This is a genomic window from Lactobacillus fornicalis (genome assembly GCF_055362665.1).
Genome location: NZ_JBLTIM010000004.1, coordinates 23091 through 49118 on the forward strand (window position 1 = coordinate 23091; position 26028 = coordinate 49118).

Genomic DNA, 26028 nt, shown 5'->3' on the forward strand with positions numbered 1-26028 from the left:
TCAGCTATTATTAATGGTCACTTATCACTTGAGCAAATCCAGAATACAGATATTTTCGAATGGAATAAGGTAATGAATGCTGTACCTCCTGAAAATAGAATTTCAGCAGCAGAATTTATTGCCAAGCAACTAGCATTAGGAAAGGCGGCAAAACATGGGTAGTACACCAGAAGGAAAATTCAGCTATCGTGTCGGTATGGAAAATACTAGTGCCGTCACTAGCTTGAAAGATTTAAAAAATGAAATCACTCAAGTTTCAAGTGCTTGGAAAACTCAAGCTATTGAGTTAAAACAAGCAGGAGACAAGCTAGGTGCTGCAGAAGCTAAATTTAAAGGCGTTTCTGATGCACTTGAAAAGCAAAAGCAAGTAATTGAGCGCTTGAAAGCCCAACAATCAGAATTGAAAAAGGCACAAGGCGAAGTAGATAGAAGTACTGAAGCTGGAAAGAATGCTTTTTCTAGTTACCAAGACCAAATCACTAAAACCGAGCGTCAAATTGCTTCTGCAACAAGTAAGCTTAACTCTTTAAGTAATCAGCAAGAAAAAGCTAAGAACTCGGTAGAGTATTACAAATCTGGCTTAGCTGATGCTCAATCAGAACTTCGTAAGATATCCAGTTCCTCAAAAGCTTACATTGACAGACTGGAAGCAGAAGGAAAGGCCACAGAAGCTAATAAGGCGAAGCTTTCAAGTTTAAAGTCTACTTACGAACAGTTGAACAAGATCTACGATGTTCAAGTTAAGGAACTTGAAAAGATAGAGAATTCTGCTGGTAAGGCTAGCGATAAATATCGAATTCAGAAGCAACGTGTTGACGAAACTGCAACCAGTTTAGCTAAAACTAAGACTAAGATGTCTGAGCTTGACTCTGAAATTAGAAAAGCTAACCCTTCAGTCTTTGATAAGATGAAGTCCAAGCTTGCAGGAGTTAACAAAGAGGGCGAAAAGTCGCAAGGCATCTTCAAGAGGGTATTTTCTGGTGCTTTTCTTGGGAACCTAGCATCTAATGCTTTCAGCTCTGTTGAAAGTGGATTGAAAGGCATCATCTCAACAGGGATTGAGGTTTCAAAAGCTGGAGCAAAGATCAAGGCTCAATGGTCAGGATTTGGTAAATCTTCTAAGGAAACAGAAGAATTAGTTAACCAGATGAAAGAGTTGAAGGCTAACACCAATTTAACTGGTGAATCAGCCACTCAACTTCAAATGACAATGAACCGTGCCACAAATGGTAATACGGAAGAAGCAATGAAGCTATCACGTGCTGTTGGTGTAATTGGTGACAATACCAAGATGACCAATGAGCAAATGCTTGGCTTCTCACAAGCTATGGCGCGTGTAATGACTGGTTCCAAAGTAACCTCGAGTCAATGGAACCGTATGTCTAAGCAAGCTCCAGGTTTAGGTGCTGCAATGGCCAAAGCGGCAGGGGTGTCTGAATCAGCCTTTGCTCAAATGATTGATAGTGGAAAATTATCCACGAAACAATTCAAGCAACTTCTTGAAAAAGTTGGTGAAGATGGTGGTAAAGCCTACAGCAATTTTGGCAAAACCCAAGCTGGTGCAATGAAGCAAATGCAGGCACGCTGGCAAGATTTACAAAAGCAAATTGCTGCACCACTTTTTGATACTCAAAATAAGGCAGTTCAACAACTTTCCAAATTAATGGCTAGTCCAGCATTGCAACAAGGTGCTAAGGATTTAGGAAAAGCTATTGCTCAAGTCGCTGTTTGGGGTACTAAAATACTTGAATACATTGGTAAGCATGAAAAAGACATTTCTGCAATGGCTAGTGATGTTGTTGAGATTGCTGTTACGCTTGGTAAGGATTTGTGGAAAACCTTTGCTAGCGTAGTCTCAACAATTGCAGATGCTTTCGGTCTTACGTCAAAGAATGCTGCTAAATCTAAGGACCCTTTGAAACAAATCAGAGGTGCTTTAGATGGCTTGGCTAAGAATAAAGGCGCAATTAAGATGATTGCCAAAGCAATTGTTGCAATTGCAGCAATTAAGGGCTTAACTGCTGTTGCTCGTGGTATTTATGGTGTAGGTTCTGCTATCCATGATACTTACAAATGGGTTAAAGGTTTACCTGGAGCTGTTGATAAACCTATTTCCAGTTTGAAGCAGTTAGGCACGGCTACTAAAGACCTTATTAATGGAAAGACTGCTGGTGGTGCTTTCCAATCAATGCGAAGTGCTGGCGGTAAAGGTGCTACTGGGTTTGGCAAAATAAGTGCTGGATTTGGTGGTCTATCTACTGCAGGGAAGATCACTACTGGTATAGCAGGTGCAGGTGTTGCACTAGACGCTGGTTCCTCTATTTTCGAAGGTCTTACTAAAGATATTCACAATGCTGATAAACGTTCTGCTGACATCGGTAAAGGTATTGGTGCTGGTATCGGTGGCGGTATTGGACTTTGGTTTGATGGTCCTGCAGGTGCAGCATTAGGTAGTGCAATAGGTGGTCAAATTGGTAAATGGGGTGGTCAAGGTGTTAACGAATTTACCAAAGGCTGGCAAGCTGAAGGCAAGAAAAACAAGCCTAAGAACTTCGTTCAATGGTTAGGATTTGGCGCTCACCAATCTTTTGATTTCTTTGCCAATATGGCTAAGAAAGTTGGTCATCATATTAACACTAATATGAAAGGTGTTGCTGATGATATCAAGAAGAAAAAATGGGGTAACATTATCTCTGATGTCTTCTTCGGAAAAGACGCAACCAATTACTTAAACAAGAATATGCCTAAATTTAAGAAGGCAATCTCTAAAGGCTCTAAAGATATCCAAAAGAGCTGGTCAAGTTTCTGGAAGAAAGTCGGAAAGAATACTGACAAATCATGGAAATCTTTACAAAAGTCATGGTCTAGAGGCACTCAAAAGCTTAATAAAGGCTGGAGTAATTTTACAAAAAAAGCCAAGAAAGGTTGGGACTCTTACTGGAAGACTGTAGGCAACAAAGCTAAATCTGGTTGGGCTAAGACCAAATCTTTGTGGAATAAAGGTACTACAGCACTTCATAAAGGTGTAACCAATTTCTCAAAAAAAGCTTCAAATGCTTGGAAAAGCTACTGGAATAAAGTAAAAGCACAACATAAATCTGGAGCGAATGCTCTAAAGAAGACAGGTTCTGCACTGACTAGTAGCTTGAAAGACTACGTTAAGAAGTTTGTGACAGTTTCATCGGAAAATTTCAAGAATTTCTTTAACGATGTCCAAAAAGGCTCTAGTGACTTTAGCAAACACATGAAAGACAATCACAACAACCTCTTTAAGTCTATGCTTCAAACTGCTGGAGATGGGTTGAAGTCAATGGCTAGTGATTGGCAAAGCAAGTGGAACGAGATTTCTTCAAATGCTGGGAAGCAATGGGATAATTTAAAGAATAGTCACAACACTACTGTTTCTGGAATTGCTAAAACTACCGAATCGGTACTCAATAGTATTAAGAATACTTGGACTAGTGTTTGGAATTCAATTTCTAACTTTTTCAAAGACGTTTGGGGAACTATTAAGAACTCTGCACGTTCTGGCGTTAATGGTGTAATTGATATTGTTAACGGTATGGTTGGCGGTATTAATTCAGCTTGGAAATTCTTTACAGGTAAAAATGCATTTGGATCATTACACCATGTTGCAACTGGTGGTCAAATTGAAAAGAAGCATGGACGACTAGCAGTCATTAACGATGAAAAGTCTGAAAACTATCGAGAACTTGTTCAACGTCGTGATGGTTCTCTCGAAATGTACGACGAGCGTGACAAGATTATTCCTGTTGAACCAGGCGATTATATTTATAATGCTGGAGAAACTAAGCGCTTGATGGAACAAGCAGGCTTAGAACACTACGCAAGTGGTGGTTGGGTTTCAGGCATTATAAATGTTGCTTCTAATGCAGTTTCTGGCTTCTTTACTGGGATTAAAGACAAGTTTGAACTTGCAGAAAAATGGTTAAAGAATCCAGCACAAGCTCTAACTAACCTAGTAAATTCAGCAATCAGCGGCTTGCTTCACGGCAATGCTAACTTTGTTAAATTTGGCGAAGATGTAGTTCATAAGATGGTCGCAGGTTTCCAAGCTAAATGGAAAGAAATGCTTAAGAAGGTCGATGACCAAATTCAAAATCCACCTGGCTCTGGTGTTGAGCGTTGGCGCTCAGCGCTTGAAAAAGCCCTTGAAATGAATGGCTTACCAACTACAGGTGCATATGTGAACGCTTGGCTCCGTCAAATTCAAACTGAGTCTAGTGGTAATCCTAATGCAGTTGGTGGTACTGATGGATTGGCTGATGGTCACGCAACTGGACTGCTTCAAACTAAGCCAGGTACTTTTAGAGCAAATGCTTTTCCAGGTCACGGAAATATCTTCAATGGTTTTGATAATATGCTTGCAGCTATTAGATACGCTTTACGTAGATATGGCAGTTCAATGTTAGCGGTTATTGGTCATGGTCACGGGTATGCTGATGGTGGGATTGCTACTACACCTTCAATATTTGGAGAAGCAGGACCTGAAATGGCAATCCCTCTTTCAGCAATGAAGAGCGCTAAAAGTTACCAACTTCTCGGTCAAACTGCTGCAATTCTTGCTGCAAGAGACCACCCAGACACTTCAGTAGTTGCTGACAGCACAAGTCTAAGCCACATTTCAGAAACTTTGGATACCATTGCCAATTTATTAACAATTTGGGCTACATCAGAAGCAACAATTGAAAACACAATTAATCTTGATGGTAAGAAAGTAGCTGATGGACTTTCAAAATATATGAGAAAAGATTTAGCTACTGCAGTATTGAATAGGAGGTTGAATATTAGTGAATTACGTTAAGCTTGTTTATCGTGGCCGAAGTTCTGAAGACTTTGGTGCAAGAATTACTTATCCATTGAATATTGTTCAACCTAAAAGAAATATCACCGCAACATCAGTTTCTGGTGTTAACGGTGATTTTTTAATGGATGCAACAAATTATGGAAACATACAACAACCTATCAATATGTTAGTGGAGTTTCCTAAAGGCTATAAAGATTGGACAGAGTGGTTTATGGAGTTCTGCGACTGGCTTCAACCTCAAGATAAAGAACCAACTTCGTACGAAGAATGGCAGTTATCTATGCTAGAACCTTATAGATTTATTGGTTATGTTGCACAACCACCAACCATCTCAATTAGTAATAGCATACTGGCTAAAGTGAATTTCACATTAACAGTGAAACCATTTGTAATGCAGTATGATGGCTTACTTTGGAGGGATGTACCACAAACGGTCATTAACCATGAACGGTACTCCTCACAGCCAACCTTTCACATTGTTGGTAGTGGAGATTTTACGCTAACTGTTAATGGATTGCAGTACAAGCTTACAAATATTGACGATGAAGTCTATATCGACAGTGAGAACTGCTTAGTATACAAGAGTAAGACACAAAACCGTGCTAATTGTGCTATTTTTCCAAATAATGACTTTCCAGAGTTAGCATCTGGAGTAAATAAGATTAGCCTTTCAGGAAAATATAGTAAGTTCGAGTATCAAGCAAAATGGAGGCGAAAGTTATGAAAGTTAAAGCAACTTTACATACAGTCGCAAGTGATAGCACTGATACTTTGGGACTTGGGGTTCTTACGGGTGCAACATCAATGCAAGTTGTGCGAAATGCTAACCAAATTCCACACCTTACAATGAGTTACAAGGCTGATGCTCCTCTTGCAGACGAGTTAGTCAGTGGTCGTGTGATTGTTTGTGCTATGGGTAAGAGTTCTGAAGAACAGAACCAGAAGTTTCGTATCATAAACGTTTCAAAAGACGTTGGTTCAATGAGTATCTCAGTTACTGCTAATCACATTGCTGGTGACCTCTCAATGATGCCAATTTATAAGAATATTTCAATTGCCAATGCTACGCCTAAAGATACTTTTAAAGCAGTTATGGGTTCACTTGCGTATGGTTCAAATCTTGCAGATTATCAGTTTTCTACTGATATACAGAAAGTTGCTAATGTTGCTTGGCAGTTCAATGAAGTGGAGAATGCTAATAGCATTTTTCTTGGGGATGACCAGGCAGGTGATACAGTTGTTCAAACCATACAAGCAATCTACAACGGTCAGTGGAAATTTAATAATTACCACTGGTCGTTATTAAAGCATGCAGGGGAAGACTCAGGAATAATTATCAAGTATGGTCGGAATATGCTTTCAGCGGTTGAAGATCATACGACCGACTCCACTTACAATGCAATTATGCCGTACGCTAGCTACACACCAAATACGACTTTGGTTGATGGTAGTGCTATGGAAGGAAAAGGTACAGTTCAATATCTTGGAACTGGTGGTGCAGAAGTATACGATAGCCCGAATAAAGGTAATAAGGTAGTTGGTCACGTTCAGAATGGTGCTTATTATCAAGTTACTGCTAAAGCTGAAGACAATACATGTAATGGCAATACTTGGTATAAGATTGGTGATGGTCAATGGATTGATGAACACTTTTTCACGTTCGATAAAAGTGGCAACTATGTTATTAACTCTACAACAGGCCAAGGAACAATAAAGATTACTTCTGATACAGATAATAATCGAGGCATTGTTTCAGATTATCGGGGTGTTGGTACTGTTGTTTATGCTGGGCTTGGTAGAGTTCGGCTATGGTCTTCACCACTAACTGGACACAGACCAATGGAGCAGTACGTTGAAAACGGTATTCAATATAAGATTTGGAAAATTGGTTATGATGAGTATGGTCGTAAATGGTACTGCATTGGTAATGACAATCAATGGATACCTGAGGAGTACTTTTCTGTAACTAAATCTAGTGATTACGTTACAACTCCAGTAACTGGAATTCTCCACGTCAAGACTGCAAATGCTGTTTCAGCCTATGGACCATCTGGAGAAGCATTAAGAAGCGATAAATTAGCAGCAGGAAGTTTCCATAAAATAACCAGTGTATCTAAAGCAAATAATGGTTCGAGTTGGTATGAAATAGCCCCTAATTTTTGGGTTAAGGGTGATGACAATATTGACTTCACTCAAAGTGGTTCAGTTGCAGTTGATGAAGATACGGCAAGAAAAGCAATTATCCAATCATCAGGAAAAATAGCAATTTACAATTCTCCTGATGGTACTGATGCTTCTGGCAAATACTTAACTACAGGAGATCAAGTAAAGATAACGGGTCAATCTGATTCTAATGGTCATACTTTTTATAGACTTGATTCTGGTGGTTGGGTAGATGCAGCTTATTTTGATTTTAGTTCTGCAAGTGATGTTGGAATCGGTGGAGCTAATGACGCTGATGCCCAAGTTGAAACTCAAACCTTAATGTTAGATCCTCCAGTTTTAATTTCTCAATACGCAACTGGTCAAGAAGCTTTAAGAGTACAAGCAGTTGATCTATCTAGCTATAATGTTGGAAATGATAAAGATAAGCTTAAGACAGTAGCAGAGCAGTATATGCGAGAATATCGAATTGGTAGACCAAATTACTCATTGACGGTTGAATATCCAAACATTGAAGATGAATTTTCACAGCTTAGACAAGTAGATCTTTATGATTATGTTGGAATACAAGTAGATGACCTTAATATCTTAGACAAAGCAATGGTTAACTCCATAACTTACGATGTTTTGCTTGGTCAGAATATAAGTGTAACTATAGGACAGTTACCTCTAACTTATGAACATTTACTTGGACAAATGCAACATGAGACCACTAAACAACTTGCAACAGTTGAGAAAAAATCTAACCATTTGTTTGGACAAATGAATCAGGCATTGAAATTACAAAGTGATGCTCAAAAAGCATCGATTTTAAAAATTGGTGAGGATTTAAAGATTGAAAGTCAAGTTCTTAATGATAACTATGACCAACTTAAAGATCGAATTGAAGCTATTAACAATCAAGTAACTGATGTACAAAGTTGGATAACTAGTGGAGGTTCAGGTGTTATTACAGCCTATCCAAATTGGCAGAATCCGACTGAATTGCGTGCAAGTAGTGCTTCTGGTGGGTACATGACTTTTAACGGAAATGGGTTAGGCTATACTGGTGCTGATGGTACTCTAAGAACTGCTATAGATAGTCAAGGTCGACTTGTTGCGGAAAGTATAAGCGGTGGAACTATTACAGGGGTTATATTGAAAGGTACTCAAATAACTGCTGATAGTATCATAAATATCCATCAGCGTTACTATACTGTTTTATCGGGAGAATATGGCTTTTCTGTTTCTGATGATGAAGGCAATGCGTCGGCAATGACTGTAGATAGTATAAAAGTTGGTGGAACTACTATAAATGGTTCCCAACTTTATCGAGTTATGGAAAAATGCGGGGTGCTTTAATGGACTTAAATATTACAAGCGATGATGTACTTAATGCTGCAATGGCTGAAATAACTCGGCTTGAAAATATTTCTTTAAGACAGCAGGTTGTTCTTGCTAAATACGAAGAAAAAATAAAAGATTTGCAGCATGAGTTAGACATGAGAGATAAATTGAAAGGAGGCGATAATAATGAGTCTACAAAATCTAACACTGGTCACAAACAAAAAGTTAACTAACTTGCAAGATGCAGTAATCAGGCAGTCTGAAAAAGGCTTAACGATTACTGCTATTTTTATAAATGAAGATAATAGTCCTTATGACTTAACTAACAAAAAAGTTACTTTTAACGAACATAAAGACTCAGATAAGTACGTAGTTGATACCAACGTTCAAATAATAGATGCCAGAAATGGATCTATTAGTTACACACTTCATAGTCAGTGCTATGCAGCGACAGGAGAAGCATGGTTTGAAATTGCGGACGCTTCAGGAACAGTAGTTGACTCAACACAAAACTTCAATTTGAAAGTAAAAGATGCAGCTAATGCTTCAATCTATAATACTAACTACATCACTCAATTGGATCAGTTGCGTAGTCAAATGCAAACTCTTGTAGATAATGCAGACGGTCAACTTAAACAACAGTTAAAAACCACACAAGACCAAATGAACCAGAAGCTTACTGAATTAGGCAATGCCTATCAACTAGCTGAACAAGGTCGTGCTAATGCTTATAAACAAGCTGAAGCAAATCGTGATAATGGTTGGAGCCAAGATAAGCAAAGAATTGATACAGAGTGGAATCAAGATAAAGACCGTATTAACGGAGAATGGAATACTCAAAAGAAATCAATTCAAAGCACTGCTAATAATCAGCAAAGTTCGATTCAATCTACTGCTGATAGTAATTTTAAAGCTATCGGAAATGAATGGAGTCAGATTAGAAATACTGCTAAATCAGAATTAGCAACTATTCAAACAAATATTAATAGCTTACAAGCTGTAATTGATAATTTGAATAAGAACAAGATTCCAAATCTAAACCAATTGGTATCAGCTATTCAAGATAAAGTAACTCAACTTCAAAATAATTTGCATGATATTAATTGGGCTTCTTTTGTTAAATCAGTAAATGGCGTAACTCCAGATGCTAATGGCAATGTACAAGTTGATACTTATACTAAGGCAGTTATTGATAATAAAGTGGCAAATGCAGCTAAGGTGAAGACCGTTCAAGGTCAACAGCCTGATGCTTCAGGTAACGTTACTTTGCCTAAGCAAACAGTTATTAAAACTTATGACTATAACAATAATACTGAACCTTCTGATAAAAAGACCTATAGTTATGGGGATGCTTGGCTAGCAGATAGTGCTATTATTAAGGGTTTAATTAGTTGGTTGCCAACTAAATATGCTACCAAAAATATTGTTAATTTAAGTACTCCAATGTTTTATTCAACGAAAAATATTGATGATTTTACAGCGATGGGAAGTCCTAATAAAGCACAAACATTAACAGTTTATCGTTCTGATTTTAGTGGTAATGATGATGGAAAACCTGGGTTAGCCAATTATTCACAAGGCTTAATTTTTGGTGCTTGGAATGGTCGAGGCGTGCTATCGATTTCAAATAACACAAAAGAGCGAAAAGCAAGAATTTCAGGCGGAACATATGATGATAGCAATTATCCTATCTGGTCCGAAGATATTGCGTGGAAAAGTGATTTAACTAATTACTACAACAAGTCTCAAATTGACAATAAAACCAATAATTTAAAAGAAGAAAGTGACTCTAACAAGGCTGAAGTACTCAGCTTAAGGATGAGGTGTGACAATCTTGAAACACGTTGTAAGACTTTAGAAAGCAGATGTTCAAGCCTTGAAACACAGCTTGCAGTTTTACAAGGCCAAATGGCTAACTTACTATCTAAAATTTCTGTGGGTAGTAAAGAAGTTGTCATTAAAGCTAACTTACTTGTTAAAGAAGGTAACATTCAAAATTATTGGGGCGGTACTGACCAATATGTATCGTACTCTCCATTTGGAAAACGTCGTGGTCAGTTTGGTATATACGATGATGGTAGTTTCCATACTGGTAGATAAGTTTAAAGAAAGGAGCCAATAAAATGGCTGAAGAACAAACAACAGAAATTAAAGATACAAATGTTAAGCAAGCAGATGGGATGTATCACTATTACATAAGCACTGCTACTCGTGGTGGTGATATTACTTTTCAAACATTCATTACTGAACAAAAAATTGAAAATAATTTATATCCAATAATTGTTACTCCACCTGATGCTTCAATTAAGAATCCAGTTTTCGATTGGACAAATATTAAGTGGGTAGAAGTTGACTCAGCAACTCTTAATGCTAAGATTGCTGCAGTTGCTGATGATGTACAAGCACTAACTAAGTCAGTTACAACAATTCAAACTCAAAACCAAGAAAATACTAAAGAAAACGCACAAATCACTAAGACACTTGATGGATTAAATGCCAACATGGGTAATCTAACTTCAATGATGTCAATAATTTCATCTAAACTCATACCAGGTGCAAGTACTACTAGTGAAGGAGGTCAAAACTAATGAATTTTTATCAAACATTTAATTTATTAATGTTTAAAACAGTTAGCTACTGCTACAATGTTGGGGTTTACGACAAGGCAAAGGTTGCAACCTTTGTAGAGTTGCATCAAATCACTAAAGAACAATATAAAGCACTGACTGGAGATGACTATGTTGAAGTTTCTCAAACAGCGACTCAAAACTAACACACTCCATATCATTATTGGTGGTGCTATAGCTCTTATCGGTCTTGAATTGTGGCTTAATAAGGGCTATTTTTTCTGGCCTCCAAATATGAGTTCTATACTTAATGATGATGCAGTTGGCTTTTTTGGCACAGCATTAGGTTGCGGAATTGTCTTATGGAGTATTAGTAAAGAGCAGAATCCAAAAACAAACCAAATATTTTTGACACTTGCGACAGCATTTATGACTCTTTTGGCTTTTGTAGAACTTGGTCATGCATTTTTTATGCATTATCCAAGAATTTTTACAAATGTTATCACAGACGTTGCACTGATTGCTGTCATTATGTATGTAGCAAGGCATTCTGATACTAAATAGAAAGTAGGAAGTGAGGTGATGCGATACACTCAACTCATGCAGATAATAGGTATGATAGCCCCAAGTATTTTTACTTATATTCTCGCAAGTAAAAAAAGTACTCATGACATACTAAAAGATAACTTAAACATCTTACAGCGTGAAAACGAACGTACACGACAAGAAAATGATAGCTTGAGAAAACAAATTCTTGAACTTATGAGTGAAAATGTTCGACTAAAAAATCAAATTAAATTATTAAGAAAGAAGTAATATTATGAAACCATCAATTATGACAATGAACTATGTAACGTTAATTCAAGACGAAAAAATGACAATTGCTGAAGTTCCTGAAACTTTAAGACCAGAAGTTGAGCGCTGGCTTAACTATTTCTCAACAGGTCAATTGCCAACCATTGCAACAAATGGTAATGCTGTAGGAGGTGCTACTAATGAAAATTAATGACTATTTAGGATTGCTAATTATTGTAGCCTGGATCATCAAGAGCTTTTTCGACTACTTAAAAGTCAAAGACCCTAAGATGGCCGAAAAGTTTCAAATTGTTGATGACATTGCAGAATGGGCTGTTAGCTTGCAAGCAACTAAAGATATTAGCAATGCTCAGAAGCAAGTTAATGCAACTCAAGCAGTTGTTGAACAAGCTAAGAAAGTTGGAGTTCCTATTACAGAAGCGAGCGCAAAAGGTGCTGTTGAAAAAGCTGTTGCAGAAAAAAAGAGCATCCCTCAACCAGAACCTGTTAAGGCTTCTGAAATTAAGAGCGCTCCTGTTCCTGCTGTAACCATAACCAAGCAAGACGATAGATTAGACGATTTACATCTTTAAGGAAAGAGGTAGCTTATGGTTTTAAATGCAATTGATATTGCTAGTCCTTATCAAGATGACATCAACATTGCAGCAACTGGTGCTGATATCGTAATAATTAAAGTTACGGAAGGTACATCAGTTGTTAATCCTTACTGGAAGACGTGGGCTGACCAGACATTAGCTCAAGGTAAGTGTTTAGGCTTGTATCACTGGGCTACTGAAGCTGATACGACAGCTCAGGTTAATGCCTTTTTCAATGCAATTGGGAGCTATAAGGATAAGGCAGTGCTGTTTGTTGATTATGAAGACTATACTTCGGAAAATGGGCCAAAGCCTATCAGACATAGTGGAACAAGAATAGCTCGTGAAATTCTTGAAAAAGGCAGTGCTAAGGCTGGCAAGCCTTTAGGGCTGTACATTGCACTGTCTACAGAAAACTCTCTAGATTGGAGCTTTGCAGCAAAGAAGTATCCGCTTTGGGTTGCTCAATATAATGTGACAGCACCTACATACGGGTTTCAAAATCCTGTTATGATTGGCAGTCCTAAATACTGGAATACTATCACACTTCATCAATGGACTGGCACTGGGCACATTTCAGGGCATTCAGGGAATATTGACGTAAGTGTGTTTTATGGAGATAAAACAACGTGGAATAAGTTAGTAGCAAGTAATGAAACAAGTGAAATGGAGGTAGACGAGGAAATGGCATGGCATCCAGAGGTTAAATGGAACCAATTAGGTATGTTTAGAATTAATCGTGAAGGTGGAATTAATTTATACACAAATTCAGAATTAGCATTTGTGACTCAAGAAAATGGAGCTGATGCGGTTCGTAAGTATGGAGACTTTGTTGTATGGGAAGCCAAGAAAGGTGCTGTTCGGCTCGGAACTGATACGCAATGGGCAAGCCAAGCAGACGGTTTAACCAAGATTAACCCACTTGCAGTAAACGACAACGCACACGCTAAATGTAAGATAGTTGCTGATGATGCTTACACACAAGACGAACCTAAAGCAGGTGCAGCAGGAATTAAGCATTTACCAAAAGGCAGCACTTGGATAGTATTTGGACGTCAAGACAAGTATTTGATTGTCGGTGGTGGTTCTGATGGCAAATACGTTGATGGTGATAAGGCTGTTATTGTGCTATAATTTAAGTACGTTGAGCTAACTTGTTAAATCAAGTTAGACTCACTATTTTGAGCAGAGAAAAAGACCGTAGGACTAAGGTTCCTACGGCCTTTTTTTGTTGCAAAAACTCAACTTTTTTCTCCTAAAACTATTGACATATACTACGATATATAGTAATATATAATTATCAAGTAAGAAAGGAGAAAAACAATGAGAGTACTTGATTTTATCAAAGATGTCTTGCAAATCATTCTTTTTGGATTTGGAATTCGGCTATCAATCCTTCAACAAAAGTTAGTCGAAAAGCAATTCAAAAAGCTTGAAGAAATGGAAAAACAAGACAAGCAAGATAAGGGCTAAGCCCTTACTTTGCTGTACTCTCATTGTGTATTATATCATGTTAAATTTAATTAATTCAATTTTAGATATTATTATTATTTTGTTAGCGATTTATTTCATATATAGTCTTGCAAAAACAGAAGTTTTACTAAAAAAACTGGAGGCAAAAATTGATGAACATTTTAAAAATATTCCTCGAAAAAAATAAAGTAAGTGCATATTCAGTTTCTAAAACTTCAGGAATTCCGTATACAACCATTAACAGTGCTTTGAAAGATGGAAAAAAATTGGATGGCCAAACTGTTAAAGTTTTAAAAGCTGTAGCTTTAGCAACTAATAGAACGCCAGGTCAATTATTAGATGAGTTAATTTTTTTAGATAAAAAGAGTTTGAAATAAAACTCTTTTTTATTTTGCATAAAAAAAGACTCACACTAAGTGAGCCTTTGACCGAACATTGAAAAGAGAAAGAGTTCGGTATTGAATTGATTTAACAACCACGTAAAATCAAGCGGTCACTAGTACCGCACAAAAAATTATGACATTTTTGAAGAAAAAAAGCAAAAAATACTTGCATTATTGTAGTACATGTACTACAATAATAATTGAAAAGAGAAAGAAAAGAAGAAAGGAATTTAACAACCATGACTTGGAACGATTTCGAAAAAAACTACAAATTCAAAGGATTTACACAAGACCAATTTAAAGCATACTCAAACAACTACAGTAAATTTACTGGTAAGCACGTATCAGATGACAACAACCACGTTGTTGTAAGAGTTGCCTGGAACAACATTATCAAAACTAGATACGGCTTCGCAATGATTATTGATCGTAACCACGTTGTTTTTGGCAAGAATTGGCAATTGTGGGGCAACGGTCAATGGAACGAAGACATCGTTGTAAGCTTCAACCGTCAATTCTTCAATATTAAAGAATTTGGCGATTTTGAAGAATTTGCTGAAGAAGGCGACATCAAGAGTTTTGATGATTTGGTTGAAATGGCTAAGGCACAAGAAAAGAATGATATGTTTGTTGGAGAAAGCAACACTTTTATTAACAAATTTTTCGGTTAAAAGGAGTAGAAATGAGTTCAACATACAACAACAGGTTTAAAAGATATTATGATACAAATATTCAAGATGAAGATTTTAAACAAAAAAAGCGTCACAGTAGTTACAAGAGTTCTGCGAAAACATTTGTTAACAGATATGCTACCGTTGATGAGTTGGAAGAATTAGCAGAATTAATTCAAGAAAATTTGAAAAAAAGGTACTAAAAGTATTGTATTATTGTAGTACATGTACTACAATAATAATTGAAAAGAGAAAGATAAAGAAAACCGATAGGAGATTTAACAATGAAAGCAAATCAAATTTTAGAATTATCAAAAAACGAAAAAATCGACATCTACAATTATTATGACGAAGGTAAAGGCATTAATGTGTCTACCTTCAACACAATTGATGCAATTAATGATTTGGCATCTCTAAAAGTTAAATATTCAGAAAGAGACCAAGACGCTTATCTTGATGAAGAAGTTGAAGCAATCTATGAAGACTTTGATTACTTGAACAAAGCAATTGATATCGACGAAGATAGCAAGTACAGCGACGTGGTTAAGCAAACTGTAGACGCAATTGACTACTTCAAGAACTTCGAAGATCCAGTAGTCGTTGACTACAACAAAGCATCATTTGAATTAGACATCAACAGCTACTTCGAGCTAACTGATTTCACCAGTTTTGAACAACTTGCAGATGGAGACTCAAAGTTAGTTTCAGCAATTCATAGATTACAAAGTGACATTGAAGACGCTGAATAATTAATAAATATTTTTGTAAAATATAAAATTTCACAAACTGAAAAAGGCACTAAAATTAGTGCCTTTTTATTTTTTCACAAACTTTTTTTGAAATTCTGCACAATTTTTGCACAATTTTAGGAGGGCACAAGGGCGTAAACCATTGATATATAAGCATTCTTAGATGTAACTTCGTATAATCAATATTATGTAAAGTTATATAAAATCATCATTCAGAAAACAACTAGATTGAATTAAGTCCATATGCATATATATGCTATCAAAAATATTAATCATTAATTTCAAGCTTTTTCTATTTTTTATTCTAAGAAAAAGCTTTTATTTATAATCTATAAAATGAGTTCTACAAAATAGTTTCTTCGTAATTATATTTAGCATTATCTACTGATAATTAAAAGTATTATTAATTATGCTTCCAGGTGCAGTTGATGTTAACGTTGATGTTAACAATGTTAGATTTACTATAGTTATTTTCTAATTATTCACCTTAATAACCAACGGTTAGTTAATTGATCGTCTAATTATGCTAATCACTAGAATTGCTAACTTATAGCATATATTGTCATTCATCTACAATCTTTTATGCATATATAAACGTCCAAATAATCATTGCTGAGAGCGCAATTCTACAGCAAAAACAATTGCTTTAGTTAATAACTAATAAGCTTCAACAAATGAGTAGCAACTGCTTATTTGTACAAACCAGCTAAGTTGCAGAAAAATCTAATTACATAATTCAAAATCTAAATAAGGCATTTTCAGTTTTAATTGCTGATTCTGATAATCAATAATCAAATTTGGGTAGATATCATTCAAAATTTGATATGCAATTAAACAAACATCTAATACTTTAATTATTTGCGGACCAGAAGATTTGCTGCTACATATAATACCTAATCTTGTATTACCAGCTTTAAATTGCTATTATTAATATATTAGACTTAGCATTAAAACTATAATTTTAATGCTAGCTAGTAAAATACCTCTCTCGAAAGTACAATTTTTATGAATTTGGAGTTTTAGCCTTGGAAACAAAAAAATATTTAACATTAATTGATCAAGAATTAAATAATTTGCCTGTATTTATTCGTGAATACAACCTCAGTACTAACCATTCTCTCACTACTAGCTATCAATATTTAACCGAAATTCGTCGTTTCTTTGATTGGCTACGCCATCAATCACTTTCCCCTGCTAATTCTAATGTTGAAATATCAATAAACGACTTAAAGCAACTTACTCGTAGTGATATGATGATTTACATTGATGCTCTACGTCATAGCAAAAATCAGCAAGGTCGCTTAAATTCTCCAACAACGGTTAATCGCTCAATTAACGCTTTACGCTCATTGTTTACATTCTTAACAATTACCGCTGATAAGCCATATTTTGATCATAATATAATGCTGAAAATTCAATCTCTTAATAATTTAGAAACCTTAAATTATCGGGCGCATGTATTGGAATCTCACATGTATACGGGAAATTTAAAATATGAATTTCTTGACTTCTTATCTAATAAATATGCCAGCCTTTGTAATAAGCAAGCTTTAGCGAGTTTTAAACTAAATAAAGAACGTGATATTGCAATAATTGCCTTAATTCTTGGTACTGGAGTTCGTGTATCTGAATGCTCCTCAATTAACATATCTGACCTTAATTTAAAAGAAGCTACTTTAGATTTAACTCGTAAAGGTGGACAAAAAGATTCTATTCCTGTTGCTAGTTGGACTCTGCCATATATTTCAGCTTATGCTGAAGTTCGTACTAAACGCTATCATGCTGAAAAAAATGATAAAGCCTTCTTTTTAACTTATTATCATAAAAAAACTTCTCGAATTACTCCGAATGGTATCGAAAGATTAGTCAGCAAGTATTCTAAAGCTTTTGGTCATCCCCTTACTCCCCACAAATTACGGCACACTTTGGCTAGTGAACTGTATGGAGTTACTAAAGACCAAGTTCTTGTGGCTCAACAGCTAGGACAAAAAGGCACTACTGCTACAGATCTTTATACTCATGTCGATCAAAAAGAACAAAGAAAAGCCCTTGATCAATTAGCTGATAATCATGATAACTAGTCCCCTCTCCTACTCTGCTAGGGGAGCCCTCTTTCAAAACTTTTATTATTTTACAAGTGATATTATTTAAAGATACTAGAAAATTATGTTATATTAAGGTTGAGTTAAATAGTTGTGGGAGAACTTTTAATTCGTTTATATCCCTATTTACTTCGAATAAGATTTTAATTAGTTTTTAGGGCAGTGTTTTTATTATAGAGGGTTGTGACTTTGAATGGATATGTGTTTAGGTGCTGTAATACGTGACAGACGTAAGGCAATGAAATTAACCCAAGAAGATCTTGCTGAATTTAGTGGACTATCTGTTAACTTCATATCGAGAATTGAACGAACTGGTGACCAAAATATTTCGATTAAAAAGATTGATGCAATTGCTCAATCTTTGAATATGGACACGCCATCTTTAATTGCTGCAGCATATGGCAAAGTAGACATATCCAGTTACAAACTTAAAGGTGATGATATTTTTATTCAAAAGATTGTAACTGAATTACGAAAACTATCTACTTTTAGAGCCGAAAAAGTTTGCAAGGCAATTCTTTCGTTGGTTAAAGAAATTAATGAACCAACACGAACAAAATAAAGAAGGAAGTTGTAAAAACTCCCTTCTTTTTTGTTTGTTAATTAATTTTTCTTTGTTTTGTCACTGATGATACTTCCACCACCAACACTTTGTATTTTTATATTATTTCCTTTCTTGTATAAAATAGCGTTGCTGTATTTCATAACTTGTATGCGAGTATCAGACTTATGTTTAAATTTGTAAGTTACTTCATAACTTATTTGGCTTTCATTATTTCCAAGTGGTAAAACTTTAATAATTTTTACAGATGTAGAATATGATTTGATTTTGCTATCTTTATTAAATCCTTTAAACATTTTCTTTAAAGTCTTATAGTCGGTATTGTTCGTTGAATTTACAAAGTCATCACTAGTTATTTTCTTACTGAAGGCTTTAGCTAACAATGTTTTAGCTTCTTGAGAACTTGCTAACCCTTGCCAAGTTGGCGTATAAACGTATTTACCGTTCTTTTTCTGTAAATTACCCACTGCTTCTCCTTTTTGTGCAAAGTGGGCTAATGAAGAGCTGATTTCAGAATCAATTGTTGAATCATTATTCTCATAACTAACAAATATCTTAGTTTTACTTGTAATTGGATAATTATTTATAGTCGTTTTTCCCTGCTCGTTTAGGGTAGCTACTTTTTTGTTGTTAATATATACACTTGCATTTGGTAACGATTGAACTGTAAAAGTTAATGTTTTAATATCCATTTTTACAGTTTGATTATTGAATAATTTAATGCTCTTCGTAGAGCTCAAATCACGCCCTGATAGCTTTACATGGGTAGATAAGTTATATTGACCTACAATTAATTTATTCAAGCTTACAGCGTAGGTATTCCCCTGCTTACTCATGCTTTTGTAATTATTATTGATTTTTAATTTTGAATTAGCATGATTAGTAGTAACTGTTAATGAATATGTTGGCAAACTCAACTTGTACCTTGGAAAGACAAGCCAATACGCACCATTTTTTATTAATTTAATTGAGCTTTTATATGATTTGTTATGACTAATAGCCTTAATTAAATTATTAGTTTCAGTTGGATTATTAACTAAGAAATTTTGAAATGGTTTTAAATCGCTTTCACTAATAGCCCCAGTTTTATCACTAACAATGTATGCAGCAAAGCCTTTCTTGTTTGGATTTTCTAAATAATTAGTAATCTGAGAAAGTTGATTATCACGGCTATAATAATTCATCCCCCAGAAAGCAAAAAATAAAACAGAACAAGTTCCTAATAACAATCCAATTACAAGACGTTGCTTTCTTTTAGAAAAATTATTTTTAGGTAAATAATGGAAAATTTGCTTAAACGAATGGTTTTGATTGAACTTAATCCATTTTTGACGAAAAACCGAAAGATCAACTTTGTTTAGTAACCCATTATTATTGCGATATTTTTTAACTTTTTTAAAATCACTTCTAGTTAACAGAATGCGTTTTCTTTCAGCTTCAGAATTAGGAACAATTCTTGTTTTTTGATTTGCCCCACAATATGTGCAATAAACATCAGCCTTATTAATTTTATGTCCGCAGTTAAAACAGTAACGGATACTCAAAAAATCCAACTCCTAGTCTAGGTTATAGGTTTATTTAGAGAATATTATACTTTATTAATTGTGCAAATAAGATAATTTTTTCTTAAAAAACTGTTACAAATCTATTTGGAACAATAAAAAAACTAGCCTAGTGAAAACTAAGCTAGTTTTTTATTAATAGATTGAAATACCAACTGTATTGATATATGCACTAATAATAAGACTGGCAAATGCAAAAGTTAAAGCAATCAAAATAGCAAACAACAGTAAGAATAAAAAGCTAGCAAAAATTGGATCATGCTTAGCTTCTTCTTTACTTGAGTAAAGCATTTGGAAAGTAGCCACGGCATTAATAAATATTGAAACAAAGCCTAATATCATAGTTGCGATACTTGTCCATTCAGCTGTTGAATATGACAAAGCTACTATGATAATAACAGCTACCCAGCTAATCGCAATATGGTGGGCATAATCATTGATGAAATCTAACAACTTAACTTGCTGCTTAGGCTTGTAAATAAAGTTATGTGTAAACCAAATGATAGAAATGTATACTAAACGTGCAATAACCCCAAATATAGTAACTCCTAACATCCAAACCTTAGAAGTTAAAATACCATATAAGGCATTGAAATATGCTGATGTAGCAGCAAGATACTGTAATGCAGTATAATCTGTCTGCTTAGCAAGTAAACTAGTTAATTCAATTACTAAGATAGTTACAATTCCGAACCATACTTGACCTTTTACAGCTTGAGCAGGACTAGTAAAAGATGTTTTCAGCCAAGTTGCAAATGAGCTTGATATTTCCTTTGTATTTTCCTTAGGTTGGTTCTCCATAAAATACCTCCATCTTCAAACTATGTATAGTCTAATATAGATAGAAATAATAGACAAATAAAAAAGAAGATGTTAATTTTTCTTTTAATCATCAATTTCTTTCAAAAGAGGAAAAACTGGCTCAACCTTCAAAAACTCATCTTTAGTGATAGTAGCCTTTTCAAAGGCTAAGTTATGTCGGTTAAAGAGTAAAAAGTCTAAATAATTATTACAGCTTTCAATTAAATCATCTTTTGCTTCTAGCCCTATTAACTGCAAAATAATCAGTCCTTCAAAGAATTTAAGAACTTGAATTGATTTCTGAACCATTACTTTATTTGCTAAAAAAGACTCTGTTTTAGTTATATTGTTTGAATTCCAGCCTGCATTTTTAAGGATTAAGTTTAACACGTTAACAAGCCAATCTTTATTTGAAGGAAAAGATTGAATCGTTAATTTTAAATGTGTATCCTCAATTCCTTTCCAGTTAATCAAATATAACTGTTGTTGTTTGAGAGCTTTTTCTAACTTATCCAAAAGAAAGTTAGGTATTAATTGCAGAATTTGATCAGCCTTTTGCTCAATGGTTTGATAACTAACCTTTTCGTTATATAAATTAGATATGGCCGCAATAAACCCATTGAAGCTTTCTGATAAGTCATCGTTCAAATAGTCATCTATTAGACGTTCACACAAAAAGAATTTGGCGTCAATTTGCTCAAATAATTGCTTTGCTTGGCTTTTAAACACTTTAAAGTCTAATCTACTTGCTTCAATCTTTAACTCCCGATTGTAGTGAATTAATGGATTTCGAGAATCAATAAAAATGTATTTCCCATCACTTGTAATTATAAAGCGCTGTCCACAGGCTACTTTAGTACCCGTAAATAATGAAAAAATCAAATCAAAAAAGTTCCTTACCTGTTCAGCTTCTGATAAGGTTATAGCCGAGTTTAAGCTAACTTCTATAACTTCACTATTCCCAATAAAATGGACTTCTTTAAGGTATTGATGATTTAAGGAAATAATTTCTTCACTTTTTGGAAACCAATTCTTTAATGCTGGATAGTGAAATTGTAAAATCATATTTTCCCTCCTGATCAGATAACCTACTCCTAATCTACTATATATTTATTATTGCAAAAATTGGTAAGAAAAAACACAATGAGTTTTTCTCATTGTGTTCAGGAACTTAACTTTTACTAGGAAATTATGCATCAATTTCAGGTGCTTTACCTAATTCAGCTTGCAACATCCAAATTCTTTTTTCAGTATCAGTCTTAAAACTAGTAAAGATATCATTGCTTGAGGCATCGCCTTCCTTATCAGATATATCTATACCCTTTTGATATAAATCTGCTAAATAACGATAATCTTTTACTAAAATTTCTAATCTTTCATCCATCGTACGGTCCCAGCGACCCTTTTCGTCAGAAATCTTAGTATTATCTGCGAACTCCCGTAAAGTTGAAAAAGGGGCTCCGTCAATGGCAATTAAACGCTCAGAAACGACATCCATTTGTTCATTTAAATCATCCATAAACTTGTCCATCAAAGGGTGCAACTTCATAAAGCCACGACCACGCATGTACCAATGTGTTTGGTGAACAACGGTAATCATTTGATTCAAATCGGCAACTAATTGATTTAGCACTTTTTTAGTTTCTTGATATTTCATAATCGTACCTCCTATGAACTAAGTCCATCTTCATCATAGTCAAAAAAGTAAAAAATGTACACTGATTAGCTTAGAATAATTATAATTTATATTTTTTAGCTATTTTTCGATAATTATTTTTACTTATTAAAAAAATCTCACCATTCTCACGTGCAATGACAATGTAAACCAATTTAACTATTGTAGACTTTTTAGGAGCAATATAATCAAAGGTCAAATAATCATCATTATAATCAATTAAATCAATTTGTCCTTTAAGACCTTGAAAGAACTCGCAATTATGACAATAATCGTCAACTCTCTGTATCAATTCAGTAATTTTCATAAAAAAATCCTCCTCATAGTTAAATTACCCGCAAAAAGGAGAATATTTTTTTCAAAAATTATTTTTTAACAAAAAATGCTACCATACGGTAGCATTTACTAGCTAGCTATTTATCTAACTTAACTTTATTGATATCTTTCATCCACGTAATACCAATGGACTTTTCCCCAAGGTGAGTACCAATTACTGGACCGAATTCATCAACTTCAACTGGATTTTCTGGGAAGTTTTCATTAACCCAATTCTTGATTTCTTCTGCTTGTGTTGCATCATTTGAATGAACTACTAAGAAACGTAAATCTTTCTTGAAAGGAAGTTTATTAACTCGTTCCAAAGTTAAACTTTCAACCTTTTTAACTGCGCACTTCATTGAACGAACTTTATCAAATGCTACGATTTTATCTGTTTCATCGTCAAAAGTTAACAAAGGTTTGATATGAAGCATAGTACCAATGAAGGCACCTGCATTGCTCAAACGGCCTCCACGGCTCAAATTATTTAGATCATCCACAATAAATAATTCATCAATCGAATCACGAATTTTATCAAGACGAGTGATAATTTCATCGGCTGATAAACCATTTTTAATCATCTTAGCAGCTGCTAAAACAAGGTAACCCATTAAACGAATAGTAATCTTGGAATCATATGGATAAAGATTATATTCAGGGTTGGTACGTGCGATATTCATTAATGTTTGGTTGAAACCAGAAATAGTTCCTGCCAAGGTAATAGTTATGATAGCGTCATACCCTTCATCATGAAGTCTATTAAAAAGACTAATCATTTCTCCCATACTTGGTTGGGATGTTTTAGGGAAAGCAGCTCCGGCATCTTGCATTCTAAATAATTGATCTGCAGTGATGTCAATGCCTTCCTTAAATTCCTTGTCACCAACAATGACAGGAATAGGTACAACTATAATATTATTATCCTTAACTTCTTCTTTAGTTAAGTAGCTAGTACTGTCGGTGATTAATGCTATTTTCACTTCAATAAGCCTCCATCTCTAGGATTTAATTAAAGATAATTATAGCATAAATAATAATTCTAGTCGAAGCAATTATTGTATAGTTTCTTTATTTAATTCATCTAAGACCGAATCCATATGAGTTAAAAATGATTTAGTTTCTTCTTCATTCCATAGCGCATAGATTTTATCATGAATTGATGAAAGTAACTGCTTTAACTCAGAAGCTTTTAAAACACCAGCTTCATTCAAATGGACTAACTTACTTGAATCAGTTTCAGATCTGACAACATCAAGCAACTCTTTAGTTTTCTTTTGTTGTAACTGTCGACTAAGAGTAGATAAAGAAATATTTAATCCTTTTGCAAGCTCCCCCATTGTTAAAGAATCATTTTCTGTTTCATCGAAGAAAAGTAGAATTCGAGTTTGCGAAAGGTTAAGCCCCGCTTGTTCAAGAATCATTTTTTTAATCGTTTCTGCTATTTCATTGAAATGTAAAACGTCCATATTTACTCCCCATAACAAAATAGTTATCAGCATTTATAGCAAAATATCAATGGCATGCCAGTGATAATAAAATTATTATTGATATATTTACTTAATTGACTTAAATTAGTTTAATTCAATAATGCTGTTATAACAACTCTTGATTTTTTTAAGTTTCGTGGTATTTAAAATTCATGGTCCTCTTTTTTAAGATGAAATTGGTCTAGTTTTATGCGTGGGATTTCTTAATCTGGTTATATATTGTTATAATAGAAACTAGTTCTTATTTGAGGTGAGATTATGGCTTTTGATGGTCTATTTATACATAGTTTACTTAAAAATTTATCCCCTACCCTATTGACGGGACGGTTAACTAAAATTTATCAACCATTTGAACATGATTTAGTTTTAGTTTTTAGAAAAAATCGAAAAAATTACCAACTATTGTTATCAATTAATCCCCAATACCCTCGTTTTTACTTAACTAAAAACTCTTTGGCTAATCCAAAAGTTGCTCCAACCTTTGTTATGGTTTTACGTAAATATTTGGAAGGGTCTATTTTGCAAGATATCAAGCAAGTTGGGCAGGATCGGATTATCAACTTCTATTTTTCAAATCGAAATGAATTGGGAGATGAGGTTGAATTAGTTCTTTCTCTTGAACTTATGGGACGTCACAGTAACGTGATTTTATATAATAAGCAAGATAGTAAAATCATTGATCTGCTCAAAAGAGTCAATCCTGATGAAAATCGGGCACGACTACTTTTACCTAAAGCAAAGTATGAATTACCTCCCCTTAACCCTGGAATAGACGGATTTTTATTAACCAAAGAAGAGTTTAGCAAATTAGCTAGTGAAAATTCCGCATTCGATTTAGCGAAAAAAATTAATGGCTTGGATCGTGATGACCGTCTAGAATTAACTGGATACTTAGAAGATGATTATAGCTTTGAAAGTTTTAAAACTTTTTTCAATCATTTTGAGAATCCCAAGGGTTATATCTTCAGAAATAACAAACGTAAGGAAAGAATTTTTGTTTACCAGCCTTATCACTTAGACTTAACTCCTTATTCAAAAAATGAGGATATAAATCAAGCCTTAGATGAATTTTATCATGAGCAAGAAACTCGTGATTGGGTCCATCAACGGGCAAAAGTTGTCCTCAATATTGTATCTAATGAACAAAAAAAGCTTTCTAAGAAGTTAATTAAACTAAGAAAACAACTTGATCAGGCTGAAAACTCAGAGGACTACCGTATAAAGGGCGAATTGCTCAATGCTTATTTGCATTTAGTTAAAGCTGGAATGACTGAAGTTGAGGTTCCAAACTACTATGATGAAAATCGTCCGCTAAAAATCAATTTGGACCCTGCCCTTTCCCCAGCTAGAAATGCTCAAAAATATTTCACTAAATATCAAAAATTACGCAATTCGATTAAACACGTTAAAAAGCAAATCAGTCTGGCACAAGAAAATCTTGCTTATTTTGATTCAATTGAAACAGCAGTTAATAACGCTGAACCTGAAGATATTGATAGCATTACAGATGAACTTGTAGCTCAAGGCTATATTCGTCGCAATCGCAAACAAAGAAATAAAAAAATCGATGAGAAGGCGCTCAATAAGTTCCAATTATCATCAGGAAAAATTGTCCTCGTAGGTAAAAATAACTATCAAAATGACTGGTTAACCTTTAAAAAGGCCAATAAACACGATATCTGGTTTCATGTTAAGAATATGCCAGGTTCCCACGTTATTTTGACAGATAGCCAGCCTAGTGAAGAAGATATTCGTGAAGCTGCAGAAATTGCTGCGTATTTTTCAAAGGGTCGTTTTTCAGGACATGTCCAAGTAGATTATGTTGCTGATAAGCGAGTTAAAAAGCCCAATGGTGCCAAACCAGGTTTTGTAATCTACACTGGTCAAAATTCAATTGAAGTTACTCCTGAAGAAAAGAGTGTACTTTCTAAGAGAATTGACAAATAATACAGTATAAAAATTATGTTAAA

The 26028-nt window shown here is 34.6% G+C and carries 27 protein-coding genes; 20 read left to right on the forward strand and 7 right to left on the reverse strand.

What is annotated here, in order from left to right:
* Window positions 1-154: 154 nt before the first annotated feature.
* The 19 genes from ACNDLV_RS00895 to ACNDLV_RS00985 all read left to right on the forward strand — a co-directional run bounded on the left by ACNDLV_RS00895 (window position 155) and on the right by ACNDLV_RS00985 (window position 18215).
* The gene (locus ACNDLV_RS00895) at window positions 155-4825 is read left to right on the forward strand and encodes a tape measure protein (RefSeq protein WP_498882881.1); all 4671 of its coding nucleotides are present in this window, start codon (window positions 155-157) and stop codon (window positions 4823-4825) included.
* Window positions 4812-5552, forward strand: coding sequence for a tail protein (locus ACNDLV_RS00900; RefSeq protein ID WP_048587921.1), 741 nt, complete (start codon window positions 4812-4814; stop codon window positions 5550-5552). Before ACNDLV_RS00895 ends, ACNDLV_RS00900 begins: the two co-directional genes overlap by 14 nt.
* Entirely contained in the window at window positions 5549-8332 is a 2784-nt protein-coding gene (locus tag ACNDLV_RS00905) for a phage tail spike protein (protein WP_015995099.1), read from the forward strand. The genes ACNDLV_RS00900 and ACNDLV_RS00905 overlap by 4 nt, the downstream gene beginning before the upstream one ends.
* The gene (locus ACNDLV_RS00910; RefSeq protein WP_225305995.1) at window positions 8332-8550 is read left to right on the forward strand and encodes a hypothetical protein; all 219 of its coding nucleotides are present in this window, start codon (window positions 8332-8334) and stop codon (window positions 8548-8550) included. The genes ACNDLV_RS00905 and ACNDLV_RS00910 overlap by 1 nt, the downstream gene beginning before the upstream one ends.
* Window positions 8504-10417, forward strand: a complete 1914-nt coding sequence (locus ACNDLV_RS00915) for a BppU family phage baseplate upper protein (protein WP_048598118.1) — start codon at window positions 8504-8506, stop codon at window positions 10415-10417. Before ACNDLV_RS00910 ends, ACNDLV_RS00915 begins: the two co-directional genes overlap by 47 nt.
* Window positions 10418-10440: 23 nt before the next feature.
* Window positions 10441-10905: a hypothetical protein gene (locus ACNDLV_RS00920; RefSeq protein WP_006588843.1), complete on the forward strand. Its 465-nt coding sequence runs from the start codon at window positions 10441-10443 to the stop codon at window positions 10903-10905.
* Window positions 10905-11090 (forward strand): XkdX family protein, encoded by a 186-nt coding sequence (locus ACNDLV_RS00925; RefSeq protein WP_006588842.1) that lies wholly within the window; start codon window positions 10905-10907, stop codon window positions 11088-11090. Before ACNDLV_RS00920 ends, ACNDLV_RS00925 begins: the two co-directional genes overlap by 1 nt.
* Window positions 11056-11448, forward strand: a complete 393-nt coding sequence (locus tag ACNDLV_RS00930; protein ID WP_006588841.1) for a hypothetical protein — start codon at window positions 11056-11058, stop codon at window positions 11446-11448. The genes ACNDLV_RS00925 and ACNDLV_RS00930 overlap by 35 nt, the downstream gene beginning before the upstream one ends.
* Window positions 11449-11466: 18 nt before the next feature.
* Entirely contained in the window at window positions 11467-11700 is a 234-nt protein-coding gene (locus ACNDLV_RS00935; protein ID WP_006588840.1) for a hypothetical protein, read from the forward strand.
* 4 nt (window positions 11701-11704) lie between these two features.
* Window positions 11705-11890: a CD1375 family protein gene (locus tag ACNDLV_RS00940; protein ID WP_144772285.1), complete on the forward strand. Its 186-nt coding sequence runs from the start codon at window positions 11705-11707 to the stop codon at window positions 11888-11890.
* On the forward strand, window positions 11880-12272 hold the full coding sequence (locus ACNDLV_RS00945; protein WP_015995101.1) for a phage holin, LLH family: 393 nt from the start codon (window positions 11880-11882) through the stop codon (window positions 12270-12272). The genes ACNDLV_RS00940 and ACNDLV_RS00945 overlap by 11 nt, the downstream gene beginning before the upstream one ends.
* Window positions 12273-12287: 15 nt before the next feature.
* On the forward strand, window positions 12288-13409 hold the full coding sequence (locus ACNDLV_RS00950) for a GH25 family lysozyme (RefSeq protein ID WP_015995102.1): 1122 nt from the start codon (window positions 12288-12290) through the stop codon (window positions 13407-13409).
* A gap of 189 nt (window positions 13410-13598) precedes the next feature.
* The gene (locus tag ACNDLV_RS00955; RefSeq protein WP_155772335.1) at window positions 13599-13748 is read left to right on the forward strand and encodes a hypothetical protein; all 150 of its coding nucleotides are present in this window, start codon (window positions 13599-13601) and stop codon (window positions 13746-13748) included.
* Window positions 13749-13900: 152 nt separating this feature from the next.
* Window positions 13901-14125 (forward strand): hypothetical protein, encoded by a 225-nt coding sequence (locus ACNDLV_RS00960; protein ID WP_015995103.1) that lies wholly within the window; start codon window positions 13901-13903, stop codon window positions 14123-14125.
* A gap of 245 nt (window positions 14126-14370) precedes the next feature.
* Window positions 14371-14802, forward strand: coding sequence for a hypothetical protein (locus ACNDLV_RS00965; protein ID WP_015995104.1), 432 nt, complete (start codon window positions 14371-14373; stop codon window positions 14800-14802).
* A gap of 11 nt (window positions 14803-14813) precedes the next feature.
* Window positions 14814-15005: a hypothetical protein gene (locus ACNDLV_RS00970; RefSeq protein WP_015995105.1), complete on the forward strand. Its 192-nt coding sequence runs from the start codon at window positions 14814-14816 to the stop codon at window positions 15003-15005.
* Window positions 15006-15086: 81 nt separating this feature from the next.
* Window positions 15087-15551, forward strand: a complete 465-nt coding sequence (locus tag ACNDLV_RS00975; protein ID WP_015995106.1) for a hypothetical protein — start codon at window positions 15087-15089, stop codon at window positions 15549-15551.
* A 1025-nt stretch (window positions 15552-16576) separates the two neighbouring features.
* Window positions 16577-17632 carry a tyrosine recombinase XerS gene (gene xerS / locus ACNDLV_RS00980; RefSeq protein ID WP_006586717.1) on the forward strand — a complete coding sequence of 352 codons (1056 nt, stop codon included), beginning with the start codon at window positions 16577-16579 and terminating at the stop codon, window positions 17630-17632.
* Between the two features lie 214 nt (window positions 17633-17846).
* Window positions 17847-18215 (forward strand): helix-turn-helix domain-containing protein, encoded by a 369-nt coding sequence (locus tag ACNDLV_RS00985; protein WP_006586718.1) that lies wholly within the window; start codon window positions 17847-17849, stop codon window positions 18213-18215.
* Between the two features lie 41 nt (window positions 18216-18256).
* Here the strand turns inward: ACNDLV_RS00985 and ACNDLV_RS00990 are convergent, their stop codons facing one another.
* The 7 genes from ACNDLV_RS00990 to ACNDLV_RS01020 form a co-directional block, all read right to left on the reverse strand.
* A complete protein-coding gene (locus ACNDLV_RS00990; protein ID WP_022091162.1) occupies window positions 18257-19759 on the reverse strand; it encodes a TcaA 3rd/4th domain-containing protein in 1503 nt (500 codons plus the stop codon).
* Between the two features lie 153 nt (window positions 19760-19912).
* Window positions 19913-20578 carry a hypothetical protein gene (locus tag ACNDLV_RS00995; RefSeq protein ID WP_006586720.1) on the reverse strand — a complete coding sequence of 222 codons (666 nt, stop codon included), beginning with the start codon at window positions 20576-20578 and terminating at the stop codon, window positions 19913-19915.
* A gap of 84 nt (window positions 20579-20662) precedes the next feature.
* Window positions 20663-21643, reverse strand: coding sequence for a hypothetical protein (locus ACNDLV_RS01000; protein ID WP_498882889.1), 981 nt, complete (start codon window positions 21641-21643; stop codon window positions 20663-20665).
* A gap of 124 nt (window positions 21644-21767) precedes the next feature.
* Window positions 21768-22235 carry a Dps family protein gene (locus ACNDLV_RS01005; protein ID WP_006586722.1) on the reverse strand — a complete coding sequence of 156 codons (468 nt, stop codon included), beginning with the start codon at window positions 22233-22235 and terminating at the stop codon, window positions 21768-21770.
* Window positions 22236-22314: 79 nt separating this feature from the next.
* Window positions 22315-22560 carry a hypothetical protein gene (locus ACNDLV_RS01010; RefSeq protein WP_006586723.1) on the reverse strand — a complete coding sequence of 82 codons (246 nt, stop codon included), beginning with the start codon at window positions 22558-22560 and terminating at the stop codon, window positions 22315-22317.
* A gap of 106 nt (window positions 22561-22666) precedes the next feature.
* The gene (locus tag ACNDLV_RS01015; RefSeq protein WP_498882891.1) at window positions 22667-23551 is read right to left on the reverse strand and encodes a DegV family protein; all 885 of its coding nucleotides are present in this window, start codon (window positions 23549-23551) and stop codon (window positions 22667-22669) included.
* Between the two features lie 72 nt (window positions 23552-23623).
* Entirely contained in the window at window positions 23624-24037 is a 414-nt protein-coding gene (locus tag ACNDLV_RS01020) for a MarR family winged helix-turn-helix transcriptional regulator (RefSeq protein ID WP_006587315.1), read from the reverse strand.
* Window positions 24038-24316: 279 nt separating this feature from the next.
* Here ACNDLV_RS01020 and ACNDLV_RS01025 point away from each other — a divergent pair, with 279 nt between their 5' ends.
* Window positions 24317-26005, forward strand: coding sequence for an Rqc2 family fibronectin-binding protein (locus ACNDLV_RS01025; RefSeq protein ID WP_006587316.1), 1689 nt, complete (start codon window positions 24317-24319; stop codon window positions 26003-26005).
* Window positions 26006-26028 lie beyond the last annotated feature (23 nt).

Bases quoted from the DNA above. Each gene is read 5' to 3' on its own strand.
- ACNDLV_RS00895 (WP_498882881.1), top strand. From the start codon at position 155: ATGGGTAGTACACCAGAAGGAAAATTCAGCTATCGTGTCGGTATGGAA.
- ACNDLV_RS00905 (WP_015995099.1), top strand. From the start codon at position 5,549: ATGAAAGTTAAAGCAACTTTACATACAGTCGCAAGTGATAGCACTGAT.
- ACNDLV_RS00910 (WP_225305995.1), top strand. From the start codon at position 8,332: ATGGACTTAAATATTACAAGCGATGATGTACTTAATGCTGCAATGGCT.
- ACNDLV_RS00915 (WP_048598118.1), top strand. From the start codon at position 8,504: ATGAGTCTACAAAATCTAACACTGGTCACAAACAAAAAGTTAACTAAC.
- ACNDLV_RS00920 (WP_006588843.1), top strand. From the start codon at position 10,441: ATGGCTGAAGAACAAACAACAGAAATTAAAGATACAAATGTTAAGCAA.
- ACNDLV_RS00925 (WP_006588842.1), top strand. From the start codon at position 10,905: ATGAATTTTTATCAAACATTTAATTTATTAATGTTTAAAACAGTTAGC.
- ACNDLV_RS00930 (WP_006588841.1), top strand. From the start codon at position 11,056: ATGTTGAAGTTTCTCAAACAGCGACTCAAAACTAACACACTCCATATC.
- ACNDLV_RS00935 (WP_006588840.1), top strand. From the start codon at position 11,467: ATGCGATACACTCAACTCATGCAGATAATAGGTATGATAGCCCCAAGT.
- ACNDLV_RS00940 (WP_144772285.1), top strand. From the start codon at position 11,705: ATGAAACCATCAATTATGACAATGAACTATGTAACGTTAATTCAAGAC.
- ACNDLV_RS00945 (WP_015995101.1), top strand. From the start codon at position 11,880: ATGAAAATTAATGACTATTTAGGATTGCTAATTATTGTAGCCTGGATC.
- ACNDLV_RS00950 (WP_015995102.1), top strand. From the start codon at position 12,288: ATGGTTTTAAATGCAATTGATATTGCTAGTCCTTATCAAGATGACATC.
- ACNDLV_RS00955 (WP_155772335.1), top strand. From the start codon at position 13,599: ATGAGAGTACTTGATTTTATCAAAGATGTCTTGCAAATCATTCTTTTT.
- ACNDLV_RS00960 (WP_015995103.1), top strand. From the start codon at position 13,901: ATGAACATTTTAAAAATATTCCTCGAAAAAAATAAAGTAAGTGCATAT.
- ACNDLV_RS00965 (WP_015995104.1), top strand. From the start codon at position 14,371: ATGACTTGGAACGATTTCGAAAAAAACTACAAATTCAAAGGATTTACA.
- ACNDLV_RS00970 (WP_015995105.1), top strand. From the start codon at position 14,814: ATGAGTTCAACATACAACAACAGGTTTAAAAGATATTATGATACAAAT.
- ACNDLV_RS00975 (WP_015995106.1), top strand. From the start codon at position 15,087: ATGAAAGCAAATCAAATTTTAGAATTATCAAAAAACGAAAAAATCGAC.
- ACNDLV_RS00985 (WP_006586718.1), top strand. From the start codon at position 17,847: ATGGATATGTGTTTAGGTGCTGTAATACGTGACAGACGTAAGGCAATG.
- ACNDLV_RS00995 (WP_006586720.1), bottom strand. From the start codon at position 20,578: ATGGAGAACCAACCTAAGGAAAATACAAAGGAAATATCAAGCTCATTT.
- ACNDLV_RS01000 (WP_498882889.1), bottom strand. From the start codon at position 21,643: ATGATTTTACAATTTCACTATCCAGCATTAAAGAATTGGTTTCCAAAA.
- ACNDLV_RS01005 (WP_006586722.1), bottom strand. From the start codon at position 22,235: ATGAAATATCAAGAAACTAAAAAAGTGCTAAATCAATTAGTTGCCGAT.
- ACNDLV_RS01010 (WP_006586723.1), bottom strand. From the start codon at position 22,560: ATGAAAATTACTGAATTGATACAGAGAGTTGACGATTATTGTCATAAT.
- ACNDLV_RS01020 (WP_006587315.1), bottom strand. From the start codon at position 24,037: ATGGACGTTTTACATTTCAATGAAATAGCAGAAACGATTAAAAAAATG.
- ACNDLV_RS01025 (WP_006587316.1), top strand. From the start codon at position 24,317: ATGGCTTTTGATGGTCTATTTATACATAGTTTACTTAAAAATTTATCC.